This is a genomic window from Pseudomonas sp. 5Vm1k, assembly GCF_056161485.1.
In genome coordinates, this window is record NZ_JBSPCZ010000008.1 from 259,895 (window position 1) to 274,894 (window position 15,000).

Consider the following 15,000-nt stretch of genomic DNA (forward strand, 5'->3'; position numbering starts at 1 on the left):
TGGTGTTGGGTCAGGCCTTTTTGGTTCTCGGCAGGAAGATCGCCAACACCCCAAACAGCGGCAAAAACGAGCACAGGAAGTACACGTATTCAATCCCGTGAACATCCGCCAGATGCCCCAGCAGCGCCGCGCCAATCCCGCCGAAACCAAACATCAAGCCGAAGAACACCCCGGCAATCATCCCGACGTTGCCCGGCACCAATTCCTGCGCGTACACCACGATGGCGGAAAACGCCGAGGCCAGGATGAAGCCGATCACCACGCTCAGAATGCTGGTCCAGAACAGGTCGACATGGGGCAGGATCAAGGTGAACGGCGCAACGCCAAGGATCGAGAACCAGATCACCGCCTTACGCCCGATCTTGTCGCCAATCGGCCCGCCGAAGAACGTCCCCGCCGCCACCGCCCCCAGGAACAGGAACAAATGCAGCTGCGAACTGGCCACCGACAGGTCGAACTTCTCGATCAGGTAGAAGGTGAAGTAACTGGTGAAACTGGCCATGTAAAAATACTTGGAGAACACCAGTAGACCGAGGACCACCAGCGCACTGATTACCCGCTGTTTCGACAAGCCGTGAGTCGCCGCCTGACCTTGCTTGAGCTTGAACAGGCTCAAGTGGTTGGCGTACCAACGACTGATGCGATAAAGCACGAACAGCGCAAACACCGCGAACAACCCGAACCACGCGACGTGGCCCTGGCCGTAGGGAATGATGATCGCCGCGGCCAGCAATGGACCGAAGGCCGATCCGGCGTTACCACCGACCTGGAAGGTCGATTGCGCCAGGCCGAAACGCCCGCCCGAAGCCAGTCGCGCTACGCGAGAAGCTTCCGGGTGAAAGGTCGAGGAACCGATGCCGATCAATCCCGCCGCCAGGAGGATCAACGGGAAACTCCCGACCTGAGACATCATCAAAATGCCGATCAATGTGCACACCGTTCCGGCCGGCAACAACCACGGTTTTGGATGGCGATCAGTGTAGTAACCAACCCACGGCTGCAGCAGCGACGCCGTCAGCTGGAAGGTCAGGGTAATCAGACCGACCTGGGTGAATGTCAGGCCATAGTTGGCCTTGAGCATCGGATAAATCGACGGCAGCACTGACTGAATCAAGTCGTTGATCAAGTGCGCCAGCGCCACGGCGCCAATGATGCGCATGACCAAAGGGCTGCTTTGTGGAGTCGCGGACGCCGGCGTAGCGCCGGTCTGGGCATTGCTGATAGCCATGAGAATTTCCGTACAACAGAGGGGTGCACACGGGCAGGTGCGTCAATGTGCCATTTTTCAGTGCAGCAGCGCCATCCCCTTAGCCTGCTAACGACCTCGTCGTTCATCGAAGAGTGGGTGATAGCGCAACGCCATGGTCTGAATCTTGCCTTGCTTATCCGCTTCAACGCGGCCCCCTTACAAAGGGGATCGAGAATGGGAAGTTTCGCTACAGAGTCGGCCTACAGAGCTGGCAAGGGTGAACTTTCGAGGCCTTTTAAAGGGGCACAAGTCGCGGTCGCAATGATCACGACGCACGCCAATGGTGCGTGGTGTCCAGAGGAGTCATGGGGCATGCAGGCTTTTTTATCACCGGGGATCGGACTGCTGGGGCGTTTTGGCTTCGCACGCAAATTTCAGCTGTTGTTTCTGCTGTTTATCCTGCCGCTGGCCGGCAGCCTGTGGATGATCGGCCAGGACTATCGAGACAAACTCCAGCTGATTACCGGTGAACGTGCCGGGGTTCACCAACTGCTGGCCCTGGACGCACTCGACAACCTGCTCGCCGCCCAACGTGACCGCGCGGCCCGTTGGCGCGCCACCGAAACCAATCGCCAGCCGACGCCGGCCACGATCGCCGCCATGGGCGCTTTCGACGCCGTGCAGCCCGCTGTCGCCCAAGCCACTACGGACCTGGGCAACGCCTTGAAAACCGCAGGCGCCGAAGGTGAAATCCTGGCCCGCTATCAAGCCCTGCAAACTGCCCTCAACGGCCTGGATTCGAAAAGCCTGAGCAGCGTCGGCTGGTGGCCGGACGGTTACGACCGCTTCACCAACGCCTTGAGTGCCCTGCAAGCCTTGCGCGAACAAATCGTCATGGACAATCGCCTGACCCTGGCGCCGTGGCTGGAAACCTATTTGCTGACGCAGATTTCCACACAACATGCACCGGACCTGATTGAACGGGTCGGACGCCTCGCGGCGGTTGGCCAGGCGTCGGTGGTGTCGGGTCAGTTCACCTTGCAAAGCCGTCTGCAATTGCGCGATCTGCGCAGTCGCATCGGTGATGCGCGGGAGCAACTGGTGAAAACCGCGAGCCTGTTGGAAGCACGCCTGCCCAGCGCTTTACAGACCTGGGCCGGGCAGTACCATGACAGCCTCAAGCACCTCGATTCCACCTTGAAAGTGCTGGACGACGGGGTGTTCGGCGGCAGCATCAACCTCAAGCCGGAAGACTTCGAACACAACCTCGACGCGCTGCTGACCGATCTCGCCTCGCTGCGCCAGCAATCCTTGGTGTCGCTGGATCAACGCCTGGATTACTACCACAGCTCGGCCATCCGTCAATTCATCCTGGTGGCGACGATCTTTGGTTGTCTGCTGCTAGCCGCGCTGTACCTGTTTGTGTGCTTGCAGGCTTCGATCCGGCGCAGTGCCAGCGGCATCACCGTGCTGGCCGAAGCCTTGCGCGACGGTAACCTGAGCCTGCAAGTACCGGTGCAGGGGCGCGATGAACTGGCGGCAATCAGCACCGCACTGAATGTCGCGGTGGTGCAACTGCGCAACAGCTTGCTCGGGGTCGATCACGAGACGTTGCAGCTGAGCAATGCCGTGCGCACCCTCAACGATCATTCCAGCGGCGCATTGGGCGAAGTCGAAGCCCAGCAGATTCAGATCAGCCAGATCGCCGCCGCTGCCACGCAATTGGCCGCCACCTCCCAAGGGGTCGCGCAGAGCTGTGAGCAGGCATCCGGCAGTGCACAGCACACCCAGCGCATTGCCGCAGACAGCAGCCGCGACAGCCAACGCACCACGGCGAGCATTCAGCAGCTCAATCAGCGGCTCAACGACACCGCGGCGGCATTGGGTCGGGTCAGTGCGCAAGGGCAGCAGATTCAATTGGTGGTCGACACCATTCGTGGCGTCGCCGAGCAGACCAACCTGTTGGCGCTCAACGCCGCCATCGAGGCTGCTCGCGCGGGTGAACAAGGTCGCGGCTTTGCCGTGGTGGCCGATGAGGTGCGCAGTCTTTCCCAACGCACCCAGTCGTCCACCGCGCAAATTGCCGGCACCGTCGACAGCCTGCGCAACACCGTGAATGAGGCGGTAAGCCTGATGGAAGCCGCGTGTGGCCAGGCCCAGTCCGACGCCGAAGCCGTCACTGGCCTGGGCGAACGCCTGGGAGAAATCGCCAGCGCTGTGCAGAGCGTCACCGACACCCTGGCACAAATCGCCACCGCCGTAGAGGAACAAGCGAGCACCGCCGATGAGGTCAGCGGCAACATCCAGCAAGTCGATCAGGCCGCTGTCAGGTTGCTGGAAGGCGCGCGGGCCGTAAACCTCGCGGCGGACACTTTGAGCCAGGGCAGCAAGGCCTTGAGTGCGAATACCGGGAGATTTCAGCTCAGTTGACGCCCTGCCCTGCCCCGTTTTTTCGGGCCAGGACGATAACCGGTTGAAAGTGTGGAGAAATATTTTAAATTTACGCTTGACGCATCTTCGTTCCAGGTGAATAATGCGCGCCACTTGGCTACATAGCTCAGTTGGTTAGAGCATAGCATTCATAATGCTGGGGTCCGGGGTTCAAGTCCCTGTGTAGCCACCAAGTACCGATTTACAGATGTCTCAGAATGTCTATAAATCAAAACAAGAAGCCCGCCTCGTGCGGGCTTTCTTGTTTCTGGCTATCCCTCCTTGTATCCCCCTATACCTTCCCTCCGTGTATCCCACTGTGTATCCTCGACAAATAATTGAACCGAAGGGATACAGGTCAGATGAAGCGTTCAGAGATCAAGCGCCGCCCCCTCTCCGACACCGCGCTGGCTGGGCTAGAGCCTGATGCCAAGGAATATCGCGAGCTCGATGGAAACAGCCTTTATTTCCGCGTGAAAACTGACGGTCAGAAGTCCTGGCAGTTTCGATACAAGAAGCCCGACGGGAAATGGTCATGGCTTGGGCTGGGCGGCTATCCCGATGTGAGCGGATCGGTGGCCAGGCAGAAAGCTGCCGAACTTCGCGCCGATGCTGCTGATGGCAAGAACCCGATCGTCACGAAGCAGGCTCGCAAAAAAGCAGAAAGGGACACTGCCGGCGAGACATTCGAGCCGCTGGCAAGGGAGTGGTACACCTCACGACTCACCAACTGGGACGCAGGCACGTCGAAGCGGATCATGGGCGCCTTCGAGCGCCATGTTTTCCCCGTGTTCGGTAAGCGCCCCTATGCAGACATCACCCCGCTCGAATGGATGGAGTTTCTTCGAGGGATGGAGCAGCAGGGAATCCTCGAGCAGATGAGCCGGGTTCGCTCGTACTGCAGAGATGTCTACGACTTGGCCAGGGTGACCGGCCGCGCAACCCATAACCCGCTTGAAGGCCTTCAGAAATACCTCCAGTCAGGCAAGGCAGAGAACTACGCCCACGTGTCGCCAGATGAACTGCCGGGCCTGATCCGCGCCATAGCAGCTTACCCTCATGCACACGACGTGCGCCTCGGCCTGCGACTGCTGAGCCTCTTCGCCGTGCGTCCCAGCGAGTTGCGCGAGGCACGGTGGTCAGAGTTCGATTTTGCCAAGAAGATTTGGACGATTCCTGTCGAGCGTAAAGGTCGTAAGAAAGGCCTTGAGCATCTGGTTCCGCTTTCGTCTCAGGCGATCGAGGCGCTGGAGGAGTTGCGCCAATATACCGGCAGCTATCCCCTTCTTTTCCCGGGTCGCAGCGATCACACCAAACCGCGGAGCGACACGGTGTTCCTAATGGCATTGCGTCGGATGGGATACGAAGGGCGGCAAACCGGGCATGGCTTCCGGCATATCGCCTCAACGGTGCTCAACGAAAACGGGTTCGATGAGAACCATGTCGAGGCCCAGCTTTCGCACAAAAAGCCTGGCGTCGCTGGCGTCTACAACAAGGCCCAGTACCTGCAGCAGCGCACGACGATGATGCAATGGTATGCGAACCACCTCGACGGCTTGGCCGGTGGTGTGGTTGTTCAAGGCGACTTTGGAAAGAGGGCCTGAACCTGGCCTTCCATGGTTCTCGTAGACGCATATAGACTGAAATCTATCGCTGTTCGAACACAAGTACTCAGACAGACACAATATTTTTGCCCGCCTAGCCCTAAGGGGTGAAAAGTCGGACACCCATCCGGCCGGCCGACTTCTCATTACAGGGTGCGGGAGAGGAGTTGATCATGGAAACGGATAAAGAGTTTGATGCCTTTACAGACGAGGTGCCGTTCGAGCCCATATGGCGGCTGCGCGGCATGCAAGCACGCGCCAAGCTGGTGCTTGAGAACCGATCAGAACATGAGATCAGAGGGGCTGCCTCAACTATCGAGTGGCTCACCAGCGAGTACTTTTACAAAGAGAAAGAATCCTGGATTGCTCTTCAAATAAAGAACGATGGGCCGATACTCCGTTATCTCCCCGACGAAAAACGGACGGAAGATGGGCTATGGGAGCTAGTCGATCACAACCCTGACATCATTTCCGATGAGTTCGATTTTCCGAATGAGGACAACACTAGCCCTCTTGAGGCACTGGAGGAGAGTTTAAAAGGGGTCGACCTTGACGACGAGCACTTCCCTGACGCAAAACCTTACGAATACATCGCCGTTTTAGCATTGGTGCTCATTGGTCAAGCGATGCTTTCATTCCAAGACGATGAATGGTGGCCACCCGTCCTGAAAGAAGACATACCTATGGTGCGCCTTAGCTCCATTGCCAACAATGCAGTAGACATCATGGAGGTCGTTTGTAGAGCAGAGCAGTATCAAGACCAACACGAAATGCGTAAGAGAATCGAGTTTTTCCTGCAGGACAATGAAAAAAGAATTCCCGAGCAGGTAGATGAACTGGTGAGGAAGAAGGTTTCTCTCGCCGCAAGTCTAGCAGCCAATGCTCGACACAAAGAGACGAGCCAAAGCAAAACAGCCGCTCTATTGTGCTGGGACACTACTGGCTCGAACTTCAGTAGCCGAGCTGCTTTTGCCAGAAATATGCACAGAGATTACGGAGTTACCGATAGAACGCTTTATGGGTGGATCACGGCGCACGAGCGTTTAAAGACCTGACTGAGCTACTACCACCCTGCGCGCAGACTGTACGTTTTGCGCGCTAACTGTACAGTCTGCGCGCATACGGGGCTGCCGAGAAAATCACTGCGCAATCACCATGTTTCCCGTCTACATCAGTATCGGGAAACACAACATGCATACCATTCACGCGTCGCACCAATCTTCTGCCACAGCCGCGCAGAACTTTGACCCATCGATAACCCTGATTCGCATGCCGGATCTGGAGGCCATCACCGGCCTCGCCCGCCCCACCGTGTATAAGCGCCTCAAAGACGATCCAACCTTCCCTCGCCCTGTGCCTCTGAGCAACAGCAAGTCACGCGGTTCGCCCATTGGTTTTGTGCTTGCAGAAGTTGAAGCCTGGGTTCGCCAGCGCATCGCACTGCGTGGGGAGGCGGCGTAAATGACAGACAAAAAAATGGCCGACCAACAGGCCAGCCACGAAAATACTCACGTAGAGAATACCAGCGGAACCGCACAACGTGCTCGCCTTTTGGAGCGCCTTAAAGCCGGCCCGATTGATACCTTCACCGCCATCCGAGAACTGAACATCGTTCGCCCTGGTGCTCGCATTAACGAGCTGCGCGCCCTAGGCCACAAGATTCTCACTCATCGTCTTGACCTGACCGACGACCAAGGCCGCAAGCATCCACGCATAGCCCTTTACTACCTCAGCACCAACCCGCCTGCCGGAGTATCCGCATGACGACTACCCCAATGTCCTGCGATGAATGGTCTATAACTTCTCTTGCCAGCAATCACGCCCGCCGGTATCGTTTCCTTTGTCACATTGCTGACAACGACCTTGGCGGGTCGAATAGTAAACGGCGCAACAGCGCCCCCATTACGATTGCAGGCGCTTTTTTTGTGCCCGCATTCTCGTGTTATGGCGGGTTGCGCAGGAGCACCTTAGGGTGCGCCGGGCTCCGTTTACCCCGGTCCGCCAATCCTGTGCAACTCGCCACCCTTCTCTGCTTGGCGGCAGATTGGAGTGGCTCCAATGAAGTAAACGGAGCTACACCCATGAAACACGCCCTCATTCCGTCCGCAATCCGCGCTTTTGCTCACCGCCGAATGGCCCTGAGCGCTCTCCGCGCAAACTCATCCCTTTCCGTCCGCCTCGCCCGCTACAACGCCGCGATGGCAAAAGCCCGCGCCCTTGAAGTTGAAGGGGGTGTGCAATGAACAGCCAAAACACAGAGCCGAAGGTTGCTCCACTGCTCACAAACTCCTCGGAGTTTCACTTCGTAGGGGCGCGACCGTTCTTTACCGTCTCCGCCGGCATTCCCGTCGCCGATGCGCTTCACGAGGCGAGCTGCTTCCTCGCGGCTGGGGATGCAATTCTTACGAAAACCATGGATGGCGGCCTTGGCGTTGACGAGGCATTTGGAATCAGGTTTTTGATGGCCGCAGCCAAGGCTTTGGTTGATTCCTCCACCGCGCCTATCCAGTTTGGCAGTCGCCAGGGCGGTGCCAAATGAACACTCCAGCCCTCTCAGCCGAAATCAGCGTTGAAGACATGCGGGACGTTCAGGAAATTCTGAAGTTGCTCGCGCTTTCCTTCGCCCTGATCGCCTCACCTTCGATCAACATACTTGTGGCACGAGTCACCGCCGTTTTCGCTCAGCACACCGCAATGGCTTGGGCGGACCTTCTCGACGACTTGATCGCTGCGCAAGGGGGTGCCCAATGAGCCGCTTGCTTTCAACGTCAATCAACGCCGAGCGCGAACACGCATCTCAGTGGTGGGGTGTCCTCAATCAGTTGCGCCTTTCCAACGAGTTGCCGGAGTGGGTTCGCGGCAAAGACATTGGTAGTGATGCCGACTATCAGGAGTCGTTGCTCGAGAGAAGCATCGTCAATCAGGCTCTGTTTGGCGTCGACGAGATCCAACCGGGAGAGGACCTCGATCCATGCACCTATGAGTGCCAGAGTCTCATTGATCTGATGGAGTTGGAGCGCACCCGTCATCTGACCTGGTGGACCATGCTCAATGAAATGCGGGCGCGTAAACAACTCCCGGAATGGGTCATGGCTAAACCAATAGGTCACGGCCCGGATCATGAGCGGTGGTCTGACAAATCGGCACAGGTCAACCAGATGCTGTTTGGACAATCACGCGTTCGCCACTTAGCGACGCAGCTTCGGTTGCCTGAGGGGCCACGCCCCGATTCTCGCCAGCGCACAGCGTCGGCGACTCCCGTGAATTGCTGATTCGATAAAGGTTTAAGCACATGAAAATTCAAAATGGCGCGCCGGCGCCAACGGGATCGGCTTGCCCGAAAAAAGCCACAGAGCTGTTCTATGTGACCCATCCGAAAGCGCTGAAGGCGTTGCTTGGCCCGTTCCTGACGGAGTCTGACGCCGAGTGCGGGCGCGTAGTTATGCGTAGCGTCGACGCTCAGGTGACAGCCTGTCTCGTTGAATCCATCGACGACATCACGCACTGGCACGCCGTAAACAATGGCCGGGTTTGCCGAGTCTTCGCTGGGAGCGCTAGTCATGGATGACGCAGCGATCCTGTTTCGTGATGCGCTCCAGGCTGTTTATGGCTCGCTCGACTGGCTGCCTGTTCCCGATAGCGCCATTCACCGGTTCCGCGTTCCGGACGACAAGGCCGGTACTCTGAATGGTTGGTACGTCCTGTACCTGGACAGGATCGCCTCTGGTGCGTTTGGCAGCTGGAAGTCCGGAACCGCCAGCACCTGGTGTAGCCGCGAACCGGTGGACGCTCGCGAGGCGGCGCAGATCCGCGAGCGAATTGATCAAGCACGGCGGCAGCGCGAAGCCGAGCAACTCCGGCGCCAGCAGCAGGCCGCCGAGAGGGCTAATCATTGGTGGCGCAACGCTCGGCGCGCTTCGCCAGATCACCCATACCTCACCGCCAAAGGAGTTCGCTCCCACGGTCTGCGCCAGCGCGGCGCTGATCTGCTCGTACCGCTGTACCTCGATGGCCGTCTGGTCAATTTGCAGAGAATCGCCCCCGACGGCGCCAAGCGCTTCTTGCCTGGTGGCCGCGTGAAGGGCACGTACTCGCCTCTAGGCATCATCGAGCCCGGTTCCGTGCTCTGCATCTGCGAAGGATGGGCGACGGGGGCCAGCCTCCACCAGCACGGCGGCTACGTCGTTGCGGCAGCCATGAACGCGGGCAACCTGATCCAGGCGGCGATAGGTCTTCGCGCTCGCTACCCGGACCAGCCAATCGTCATAGCCGGCGACGACGACCGGCTCACCGACGGCAACCCGGGACGCACAGCAGCGAACGCAGCCGCGGCAGCGGTGGGTGCCGAGGTGGCCTTCCCCGAATGGCCAGAAGGTTCGCCCGATGACCTTACCGATTTCAACGACCTCGCAAACTGGAAGCTCGCCAATGGCCAAGCCTGATACCAACGTGATCAACCTTCGGCCAGAAGCCGCAACCATCGCGCCTGCTCGTCCTTGCTGGGCGGTGTACGAGCACTGGGTGACCAACGAGAACGGCCGCAAGTTGCGCCCGGGCGTTTACTGGCACAGCTTCAAGCGCACCGCTGCGGATCAGGACGACGCCGAGAACGACGCCGCCGACAGGCCGATCAGCGATGAGTGGATCTCAAGCCCAGTCACGGTCGTGGCCCGGACCACCAACAGTGACGACGGCAGCGAGGGCCGGCTCCTGCGTCTGGTTACAGAGGGCGGGATCAAGGAATGGATCATTGCCATGGAAGTATTCGGCGGCAGCGGCGAGGACGCCCGGCGCGCCTTGTTCGGCATGGGCGTCATCATCGCTTTGAAGAAGCGCGGCACGTTCATGGAGTACCTGCTCGACCAGCACCCCGCCGAAGTGTTCGCCACTACCTGCCGGCCCGGCTGGCATGAGTCAGGTGCGTTCGTACTGCCCGGGCGGACGATCGGCGCGGCCAACGTGCGATATCAGGCCAGCAACAAAGCCCAGGTGCTTTTCAGTCAGCGTGGTGAGCTGGCGCTGTGGCAATCGGCCGTCGCCGCCAAGTGCGCGGGCAACCCGGTACTTACGCTGGCGATCGGCTGCTCGCTGGCTGGTCCGTTGCTGAGCTTGGTCGGCGTGCTGGGTGGTGGTGTTCACCTGGTGGGCGACAGCTCGAGCGGCAAATCTCTGGCCCAACTGATCGGTTCGTCGGTGTGGGGTGACCCGGGCGTGTTCGCCGCCAGTTGGGACATGACCAAGGGCGGCCTTGAGATCGAGGCGTCGAGCCGCAACGACACCATCCTGCCGTTGGATGAGATCAAGCGCGCCGACCCAAAGCGGGTGCAGGAAATGGCCTACTCCCTCGCCAACGGCCAGGGTAAGGGAACCATGACCCGTGAGCGCGAAGCCAGGGGCAAACTGAGCTGGCGCCTGCTCACGCTTTCCAGTGGAGAGCGCTCGCTCTCTGAGCACGCCGCCATTTCCGGGAATGCTGCCCATGCTGGCGCTGAATTGCGCATGGTCGACGTGAACGCCGGCACCCGCACGCACCGGGCCTTTGATGAGTTGCATGGCCTTGAGGGAGCGGACTTTCACCGGCAGCTCACCGTGGCTGTCGGCGCACACCATGGCCACCTTGGGCCAGCCTTTGTGGATCGCCTGGTCGCCGCCGACGATAAGCCAGGCTTGCTCAGCGATTTTGACGGCATCCGCGCCCAGTTCGTCGAGGACAACGCCCAGGCGGGGCGCGTAGCCGATCGGTTCGCCGTGATCGCACTTGCGGGGGAGATGGCCATCGCTTTCGGCTTGCTGCCTTGGGAACAAGGGACCGCCCTCGCCGACTGCCGCCTGCTTTATGGGGAATGGCTCTCACGTGTAGGTGGCGGTAACGCAGAGGATCGCCAGATCCTGGCCGGCATCCTCGACTTCATCGACAAACACGGCAGCAGCCGGTTTTCCGATGTCGACGCCACGGAGGTGGATGCCAAGGTCTTCAACCGTGCCGGCTATTGGGAGATGGTGGCCGGCAAGCGGCTCTACCTATTCAACAAGTCCGCACTCGTCGAGGCAGCCCACGGATTCGGCCTCACCCGCGTGATCAAGGCACTGGAAGTTGGCGGAGCCCTGGCCAAGCGCGACACCGATCGCGATAGCCGCAAAACCAAAAAGTACCGCATCCCCGCCGGCGGGTCGGCGCGCCTGTACGTCATCGATCCCGAAGCAATGGACAGCGAAGGGGGCGGCGCATGACCACCATATCCACCAAGTACGAATGCCCGAGTTCACAGGAACCTATAAACGTGGGGAACAGGGGGAACGGGGGAACAGCCAGTAAAACCGTGGCTTGTAGCCGTTCCCCCTTATTGAATGTATGGGGAACAGGGGGAACACAAACATGTTTTTGAATATAAGCGTCTCCCCGCTTCTGAGCATTTGGTTATCACTGTTCCCCACAAAAAAACGTGGGGTACAGAATCCCCCTCTGAAAGCCCCGGAAACATTGGCTGTTCCCACTGTTCCCCCGTTCCCCCGTTTTTTTTCTACAGACACATTTGGGCAATTGAGCAATCAGGGCGAGGTGCCGGCATGAGTCTCCTTTCCAGCTTGCTCGATCACATGCCGCCAGTCGTTATCGGTACTGAATCGCCAGAAGTGGATAGTCGACCTCGCCCGCGCCTGGTGCTGGCCACTCGGGTCGAGCGCCCTACCCAGTTCATCACCGCCCCACACGCAAACGCTGCCACTGCCACACCCGAGTGGCGACAGGCCCGCGACCAATACCTGAGCCACATCATGGTTTGCCGATCCTGCTACGCACCCACCGGCCGCCATTGCACTGCTGGAGCTCACCTGCGCGCCAGCTACGACAACACACCTATGGAGGCTCGCCCATGAGCACCAGTTTCGTTACCACCCTCGCGGACATTGCCAAAAAACCCAATGCCAGCATGAGTACCAGTCTGATCGTTGCCCGCCGTATCTGTCGCGAGTTTAGTAAGAGGCTCGAATCCATTCACAACGAACATCGGGCAATGGAGCGTAAAGCGAACCTCCTTCGCCAGAACCTGCCATTCACTTCTGGTGCAATCGCAGAGATCGAGCAGCAACTCGCCGAACACCGCTGCAGTGAGCGAGATGAGCTACGCAACGTGCTCGCCTGTTTCGGGCGCTCGCTAGTGGTGGATACCGAAGGTCTGGCAATAGGGCTTGGGTTCGACCGACTGTGCGATTTGCTGGCGATCAACACAGTGGAGCGTGAGACGGCGCGCAGTGCTGGCTATACCACTATCGCCGAACTGGTGTACGCCTGTTCTCTTGAAGACAGCGCCGCTTGCCGCGGCCAAGAACCTAGCACCGCACCTCTGTTCAACGCCTGTCAGCTCGCGATTTCCACGTTCATCAGAGAATGTCCGGAGCACCTTTTCCCCGGTCCGTTCTTACCTGGCTCCCCCCTCTGTCCCGAAGCCTCACCAACCCTAGGCACCATTAAGAAATAACTATTTCGAGATGCGAGACGTTTTCGTTTTTCGCAAATGCGTCGCGACATTGAGCAACACGACAGGCCATTGGCCCAACAAACGAGAGGTGAACACATTGGATAAAAGGCATCTTCAAAATGCGAATAGCCACGAGCTATTTCGTCCTGACTGTTCGAGGTCTCGAAATAACCTCGCACCCGTCCTTACAAAGGTAACTAGACATGGCATTTGAAGCATACGCAGTCGCCGTAAAACTATCGCTGATCAACCACGTCAGCGCTGGCATGGCGCTGATCAGCAAAAGCATGGCCACGACCGGTCAGGATGTCGACAAACTCAACGCAAAACTGTCATCGATCGGCAAGCAAGCGGCCATTGGTGGCGCAATGTTTGCTGGCGGCATGGGCATTGCGACGTTGTTCAAAGCCCCGCTTGCAGAGGCCAAAAAGTACCAGACAGAAATGGCCAAGTTCTCGCTGTACGGCATGTCTGATTCGGTCAATGCGGAGTCTGAGCGGTTCGTCAAAGGGATGAACTCAATCGGCACTAGCATTACCACCAATATGAAACTTTTTACCGAGGCACAGGGCGTCTTTCGTGAGAGCGGATTGCCAGGCATGGAAGCGCTGGAAGGCGCCAAGATCGCTGCGCCGACGCTCTCAAAAATCGCCTATGCGACATCCGGCCTGAGCGAAGAAACGCAGGCCGTCATGAAAACCAGCAGCATGGCGATGATGCGTTACATCGAAGACTCGGGCGGTCTGAAATCGGCCAAGCGTTTCAATGAGCTTGCGGATGCTGGCTGGAAGATGACCCAGACCTCCGGTGGCTCGGTGAACTGGGAGCAACTGCGCCAGTTCAAGGCCCGCGGCGGTATTGCGGCCATGAACATGAGTGATGACGCAGTTGCCATGATGGAACCCATCATCACCATGCTCAAAGGCCAGACGGCCGGCTTCTCGATCAGGACCGCCTACAACAGGCTGAACGGCATCGTCAAAATTCCTAACCAGGTCGCTCACGAGCTTGTAGCCAACAAGATTTGGGATGAGGACAAGGTTATTTGGAACAAGCAGGGCGGAATCAAGGCGTTCAAAGGTAACCCGCTGATCGGTGCCGAGATGTTCAGCCAGAACCCGACGGAGTTCTACGAAAAAATCATCATGCCGATGCACAAGCGCATGGGGATCACCTCTGACTCTGCAATTGGGCAGTCAAACGCCATGCTGTTCGGCTCTACCGGCGGCGCGATGTTCACCCTCATCGACAAGAACATTGAGAAGCTTCACCATTCGCTTGAAGCGCAGCATAAAGCCCTAGGCATTGATGCTTCGGTGGAGAAAACCCGTAAAACCCTTTCAGGCAAAGAGGTTGAACTGGCCGCAAAATGGAAGGACTTAATGCTGCTGCTGGGCGATCAAGTCCTGCCAATGGCTATTGCGGGTATAACGATGCTTAACGATGGCATTGTTTCGCTGACGAAGTGGATGGGCGAAAACCCCAAATATGTCACCGCTTTCACCTATGCGCTTATCGGCCTTTCAGGCTTCCTGATCACGGGTGGTTTGATCAACATGATCATCGCTGCCGGGCGCGGGTTCTTGCTCTTGGCCAAAGCGTTGATGTTTGTCTCAAGCGGCGGTCTTGCACCGATGATTCCGTGGCTAGCAAGGATGGGAACATACCTGGTCATGCTCACGGTAAATGTCGGCAAAGGCATCGCATTTCTTGGCCGCGCCCTCCTGATGAATCCGATCGGCCTTGTTGTCACTGCGATTGCTCTGGCGGCCTTCCTGCTCTGGAACAACTGGAAGGAGATCAGCAGTGCGCTGAAACTCATGTGGAATGACATGAAGACTGGCTTCGTCAAACTGTTCCACGGCGATATCGGCGGGGCTTTCAAGTCGTTCGCTCTGGTTTTTCTGACTGGCTGGCAGACGATCTTCAATACGCTGATCGCGGGAGCAAACATGATACTGCCGACTTCGATGCAGATATCAAAGACGACGTTCGCCGATGAATACCGTGGCACGTCTTCTCAGTTGGCGGCTGGCAAATCGGCTCCTTCCTGGGCGCTACTGCCAAGCCTCACCAATAAGTCAGATCAGTCTCTGGTGGTCCCTATACCGCCCAAGCAATCACTAACGGTGCAATTGACTCAGCCAATCCATTTGGACGGCAAAAAGATTGCAGAAGTTGTGACGGAGCACCAAGCCAAGGCATTGAGTCGCCCGCGAACCAGCACTAATGGCTTCGACCCATCTCGCAGCATGCTGATGCCAGGAACCCCTAGCACAGCCCTCCCAAGGGGATAACC

General features: G+C 58.3%; 15 protein-coding genes and 1 tRNA gene. 15 read left to right on the forward strand and 1 reads right to left on the reverse strand.

The genetic code is table 11. From position 1 onward, the window contains the following. Positions 1–10: 10 nt before the first annotated feature. On the reverse strand, positions 11–1,228 hold the full coding sequence (locus ACWIKB_RS18100) for an MFS transporter (protein ID WP_475268540.1): 1,218 nt from the start codon (positions 1,226–1,228) through the stop codon (positions 11–13). Positions 1,229–1,561: 333 nt separating this feature from the next. Here ACWIKB_RS18100 and ACWIKB_RS18105 point away from each other — a divergent pair, with 333 nt between their 5' ends. The 15 genes from ACWIKB_RS18105 to ACWIKB_RS18175 all read left to right on the forward strand — a co-directional run bounded on the left by ACWIKB_RS18105 (position 1,562) and on the right by ACWIKB_RS18175 (position 14,998). Next, entirely contained in the window at positions 1,562–3,619 is a 2,058-nt protein-coding gene (locus ACWIKB_RS18105) for a methyl-accepting chemotaxis protein (RefSeq protein WP_475268541.1), read from the forward strand. Positions 3,620–3,735: 116 nt separating this feature from the next. Then, positions 3,736–3,812, forward strand: a tRNA-Met gene (locus ACWIKB_RS18110). Between the two features lie 169 nt (positions 3,813–3,981). After that, on the forward strand, positions 3,982–5,223 hold the full coding sequence (locus ACWIKB_RS18115; RefSeq protein WP_475268543.1) for a tyrosine-type recombinase/integrase: 1,242 nt from the start codon (positions 3,982–3,984) through the stop codon (positions 5,221–5,223). Positions 5,224–5,396: 173 nt separating this feature from the next. Continuing rightward, positions 5,397–6,278 carry a hypothetical protein gene (locus ACWIKB_RS18120; RefSeq protein WP_475268545.1) on the forward strand — a complete coding sequence of 294 codons (882 nt, stop codon included), beginning with the start codon at positions 5,397–5,399 and terminating at the stop codon, positions 6,276–6,278. A gap of 136 nt (positions 6,279–6,414) precedes the next feature. After that, entirely contained in the window at positions 6,415–6,684 is a 270-nt protein-coding gene (locus ACWIKB_RS18125) for a helix-turn-helix transcriptional regulator (RefSeq protein ID WP_475268637.1), read from the forward strand. Continuing rightward, positions 6,685–6,987, forward strand: coding sequence for a helix-turn-helix domain-containing protein (locus tag ACWIKB_RS18130; protein WP_027925940.1), 303 nt, complete (start codon positions 6,685–6,687; stop codon positions 6,985–6,987). 475 nt (positions 6,988–7,462) lie between these two features. After that, the gene (locus ACWIKB_RS18135) at positions 7,463–7,762 is read left to right on the forward strand and encodes a DUF3077 domain-containing protein (protein ID WP_475268547.1); all 300 of its coding nucleotides are present in this window, start codon (positions 7,463–7,465) and stop codon (positions 7,760–7,762) included. Next, the gene (locus ACWIKB_RS18140; protein ID WP_475268549.1) at positions 7,759–7,974 is read left to right on the forward strand and encodes a hypothetical protein; all 216 of its coding nucleotides are present in this window, start codon (positions 7,759–7,761) and stop codon (positions 7,972–7,974) included. Before ACWIKB_RS18135 ends, ACWIKB_RS18140 begins: the two co-directional genes overlap by 4 nt. After that, on the forward strand, positions 7,971–8,495 hold the full coding sequence (locus ACWIKB_RS18145) for a hypothetical protein (RefSeq protein ID WP_475268551.1): 525 nt from the start codon (positions 7,971–7,973) through the stop codon (positions 8,493–8,495). The genes ACWIKB_RS18140 and ACWIKB_RS18145 overlap by 4 nt, the downstream gene beginning before the upstream one ends. A 20-nt stretch (positions 8,496–8,515) precedes the next feature. Continuing rightward, a complete protein-coding gene (locus ACWIKB_RS18150; protein WP_475268553.1) occupies positions 8,516–8,791 on the forward strand; it encodes a hypothetical protein in 276 nt (91 codons plus the stop codon). Further along, complete coding sequence (locus ACWIKB_RS18155) at positions 8,784–9,665, forward strand: toprim domain-containing protein (RefSeq protein ID WP_475268555.1); 882 nt, start codon at positions 8,784–8,786, stop codon at positions 9,663–9,665. Before ACWIKB_RS18150 ends, ACWIKB_RS18155 begins: the two co-directional genes overlap by 8 nt. Beyond that, complete coding sequence (locus ACWIKB_RS18160) at positions 9,652–11,454, forward strand: DUF927 domain-containing protein (protein ID WP_475268557.1); 1,803 nt, start codon at positions 9,652–9,654, stop codon at positions 11,452–11,454. Before ACWIKB_RS18155 ends, ACWIKB_RS18160 begins: the two co-directional genes overlap by 14 nt. A 336-nt stretch (positions 11,455–11,790) precedes the next feature. Continuing rightward, positions 11,791–12,099: a hypothetical protein gene (locus tag ACWIKB_RS18165; RefSeq protein ID WP_475268559.1), complete on the forward strand. Its 309-nt coding sequence runs from the start codon at positions 11,791–11,793 to the stop codon at positions 12,097–12,099. Then, a complete protein-coding gene (locus ACWIKB_RS18170) occupies positions 12,096–12,701 on the forward strand; it encodes a hypothetical protein (protein WP_475268561.1) in 606 nt (201 codons plus the stop codon). The genes ACWIKB_RS18165 and ACWIKB_RS18170 overlap by 4 nt, the downstream gene beginning before the upstream one ends. A 203-nt stretch (positions 12,702–12,904) precedes the next feature. After that, positions 12,905–14,998: a phage tail tape measure protein gene (locus ACWIKB_RS18175; RefSeq protein ID WP_475268563.1), complete on the forward strand. Its 2,094-nt coding sequence runs from the start codon at positions 12,905–12,907 to the stop codon at positions 14,996–14,998. Positions 14,999–15,000: the final 2 nt, after the last annotated feature.

What these genes read in the sequence shown, in the direction of transcription:
- ACWIKB_RS18135 (WP_475268547.1), top strand. Translation starts at nt 7,463, where the DNA reads ATGAACAGCCAAAACACAGAGCCGAAGGTTGCTCCACTGCTCACAAAC.
- ACWIKB_RS18175 (WP_475268563.1), top strand. Translation starts at nt 12,905, where the DNA reads ATGGCATTTGAAGCATACGCAGTCGCCGTAAAACTATCGCTGATCAAC.
- ACWIKB_RS18155 (WP_475268555.1), top strand. Translation starts at nt 8,784, where the DNA reads ATGGATGACGCAGCGATCCTGTTTCGTGATGCGCTCCAGGCTGTTTAT.
- ACWIKB_RS18115 (WP_475268543.1), top strand. Translation starts at nt 3,982, where the DNA reads ATGAAGCGTTCAGAGATCAAGCGCCGCCCCCTCTCCGACACCGCGCTG.
- ACWIKB_RS18140 (WP_475268549.1), top strand. Translation starts at nt 7,759, where the DNA reads ATGAACACTCCAGCCCTCTCAGCCGAAATCAGCGTTGAAGACATGCGG.
- ACWIKB_RS18100 (WP_475268540.1), bottom strand. Translation starts at nt 1,228, where the DNA reads ATGGCTATCAGCAATGCCCAGACCGGCGCTACGCCGGCGTCCGCGACT.
- ACWIKB_RS18165 (WP_475268559.1), top strand. Translation starts at nt 11,791, where the DNA reads ATGAGTCTCCTTTCCAGCTTGCTCGATCACATGCCGCCAGTCGTTATC.
- ACWIKB_RS18120 (WP_475268545.1), top strand. Translation starts at nt 5,397, where the DNA reads ATGGAAACGGATAAAGAGTTTGATGCCTTTACAGACGAGGTGCCGTTC.
- ACWIKB_RS18170 (WP_475268561.1), top strand. Translation starts at nt 12,096, where the DNA reads ATGAGCACCAGTTTCGTTACCACCCTCGCGGACATTGCCAAAAAACCC.
- ACWIKB_RS18125 (WP_475268637.1), top strand. Translation starts at nt 6,415, where the DNA reads ATGCATACCATTCACGCGTCGCACCAATCTTCTGCCACAGCCGCGCAG.
- ACWIKB_RS18105 (WP_475268541.1), top strand. Translation starts at nt 1,562, where the DNA reads ATGCAGGCTTTTTTATCACCGGGGATCGGACTGCTGGGGCGTTTTGGC.
- ACWIKB_RS18145 (WP_475268551.1), top strand. Translation starts at nt 7,971, where the DNA reads ATGAGCCGCTTGCTTTCAACGTCAATCAACGCCGAGCGCGAACACGCA.
- ACWIKB_RS18150 (WP_475268553.1), top strand. Translation starts at nt 8,516, where the DNA reads ATGAAAATTCAAAATGGCGCGCCGGCGCCAACGGGATCGGCTTGCCCG.
- ACWIKB_RS18130 (WP_027925940.1), top strand. Translation starts at nt 6,685, where the DNA reads ATGACAGACAAAAAAATGGCCGACCAACAGGCCAGCCACGAAAATACT.
- ACWIKB_RS18160 (WP_475268557.1), top strand. Translation starts at nt 9,652, where the DNA reads ATGGCCAAGCCTGATACCAACGTGATCAACCTTCGGCCAGAAGCCGCA.